The sequence below is a fragment of the Sulfitobacter sp. HI0129 genome, assembly GCF_001635395.1.
Lineage (GTDB): Bacteria > Pseudomonadota > Alphaproteobacteria > Rhodobacterales > Rhodobacteraceae > Sulfitobacter.
Genome location: NZ_LWGH01000721.1, coordinates 1 through 1,704, shown reverse-complemented (window position 1 = coordinate 1,704; position 1,704 = coordinate 1). Strand labels below are relative to the sequence as shown.

General features: G+C 54.9%; 4 protein-coding genes. 1 reads left to right on the top strand and 3 read right to left on the bottom strand.

The genetic code is table 11. The annotated features are described in order from the left end of the window. From A3764_RS17950 to A3764_RS17940, 3 genes are all read right to left on the bottom strand, one after another. Positions 1-599: DUF6791 domain-containing protein (locus tag A3764_RS17950; protein ID WP_330220544.1), on the bottom strand; the 599-nt coding region annotated here is incomplete at its 3' end. Then, the gene (locus A3764_RS17945; RefSeq protein ID WP_067920598.1) at positions 574-840 is read right to left on the bottom strand and encodes a multiubiquitin domain-containing protein; all 267 of its coding nucleotides are present in this window, start codon (positions 838-840) and stop codon (positions 574-576) included. The genes A3764_RS17950 and A3764_RS17945, both read right to left, overlap by 26 nt. Before the next feature lie 17 nt (positions 841-857). Beyond that, on the bottom strand, positions 858-1,091 hold the full coding sequence (locus A3764_RS17940) for a DUF2188 domain-containing protein (protein ID WP_067920596.1): 234 nt from the start codon (positions 1,089-1,091) through the stop codon (positions 858-860). Between the two features lie 141 nt (positions 1,092-1,232). Here A3764_RS17940 and A3764_RS17935 point away from each other — a divergent pair, with 141 nt between their 5' ends. Continuing rightward, the gene (locus A3764_RS17935) at positions 1,233-1,556 is read left to right on the top strand and encodes a helix-turn-helix domain-containing protein (RefSeq protein ID WP_067920594.1); all 324 of its coding nucleotides are present in this window, start codon (positions 1,233-1,235) and stop codon (positions 1,554-1,556) included. Positions 1,557-1,704 lie beyond the last annotated feature (148 nt).

The window sequence follows — 1,704 nt, the reverse complement described above, 5'->3', positions numbered from 1 at the left end:
CGGATCGGGGTCTTGGCGAGCAGATCGAGAACGTAAGAGCCGGTCCCACCAAGGCCGACAATTGCGACCTTGTTCATTGCCAGCTTTTCGGAGAGACCGCCGATTCCGGCCCGTGTCGAGGCTGTGTCTTGGTAGTTGAATACCGGATCAGGTTCATCGGAGTTTGCAACGACGTAGGTGCGCGCATCTGCCGTCGGATCGATTTTCCGCGCGGACGAAGCGATCATCTCTACATAGGTAGCCATCTTGTGTTCATAGTCGCGGTAGCCTTCTTTCGGCTTGGCCGAAAACATGTGGTCTACCGTGATGTCTTTGCCGAGGGTCTGGCGTCTGCTGGAATGCCTGATGCTTTCGAGCGTTTTGCCGTCCGGATCGCAAGGATGTTCGCCCACGAAGTACGCCTTGTGGTCGCTCGGCGTCATCGTTTCGCCCCCGTTCATCTGCAGAACAGAAACGAGGGTGCCAAGCTTTACCTCGCGATTGGCGTTCACGTAGGGCACGTTGGAAATCACGAGGTGGCCATTCTTTACGGCCACCTCGTATCCGCCCTCTTCGAGGGCCTTGAGATCGGCGTTACGACTTATCAGTTGCCGTGACATTGAAGATCATGCCCTCCTTCAGCTTCACGGTATCGCCCTCATCCAGCGTGCCTTCTGGCTTGTTGCCTTGACCGCGCCGGTAAGTGATCGTGAAGCAGATCATCTCGCCGGTGGGCGGGTTCTCATAGGCGAGGGCGATCAGATCGTTCTCACCAAGCTCGGTCGTTGTCACCGTCTTCTCGCGACCGTTAACGACAATCGTATACTCTTTGTCGGGTTTGCCTTTTTCGTCTTTCGCCATGGCTATGTCCTTTCTGTTTAACCTTTGGGCGGGAACGGATCGCCACCGTGGCTATCGCTGCTGGCGATCCGTCCGTCGCGGTTGTGGATGCGCAGTTCGCTTTGTTGGTTGCGGCTGATTTCACGTCCGAGATCAACAGCGTCCTGCTTCGTTTCATGGTGGCTGCTGGCGCGGGATGCGCCGCCACGCTTGACATCCCATCCGCCTGCCGGATTCGGCACGACGTGATGGGTCTTCGGTCCCTTACTCATGTTTCTCATACCTCCGGTTCGTTAGGGATGCAGGCACAAAAAGTACGCCCACTCCGAACATCATATATTTGTTGAAAGTCAGAAGTCAAGCACGTAAAGTATGTCTTTACCGAACAAGAAGATCGATGGGGAGGCCGCCACATGACCAACAGCCTGGGAGAGAAGATTCGCCGCTTACGAAAGGAGCAGAAGCTAACGCTCGACAAACTCGCCGAACTCTCCGGCTCCAGCAAAAGCTACATTTGGGAGCTGGAGAACAAGAATCCGCCGCGACCATCTGCGGAAAAGCTGACTAAGATCGCTGAAGTTCTTGGCGTCACGATTGAATACCTGCTCGACGAAAAGCAGGCGATATCAGAAGAGGATGCAGTCGATGTGCAGTTCTATCGCGAATACCGGCACATGGATGCCGACACCAAAGAAAAAATCCGCGAGATGGTAAAGCTATGGGGGAAGCCCGGATGAGCAAGCCAAAGTCGCCACAACGATGGGCATACGATCTGACCATCATCCTGAACACCTTGGGTGGCGACGACCGTTTTCCGGTAAACGTTGGAGCGCTTGCCTACGATTTTTCCAAGCAGCGCTTTCCTGACGATCCGATAAGTCTTGT

Bases quoted from the DNA above. Each gene is read 5' to 3' on its own strand.
- A3764_RS17945 (WP_067920598.1), bottom strand. From the start codon at position 840: ATGGCGAAAGACGAAAAAGGCAAACCCGACAAAGAGTATACGATTGTC.
- A3764_RS17940 (WP_067920596.1), bottom strand. From the start codon at position 1,091: ATGAGTAAGGGACCGAAGACCCATCACGTCGTGCCGAATCCGGCAGGC.
- A3764_RS17935 (WP_067920594.1), top strand. From the start codon at position 1,233: ATGACCAACAGCCTGGGAGAGAAGATTCGCCGCTTACGAAAGGAGCAG.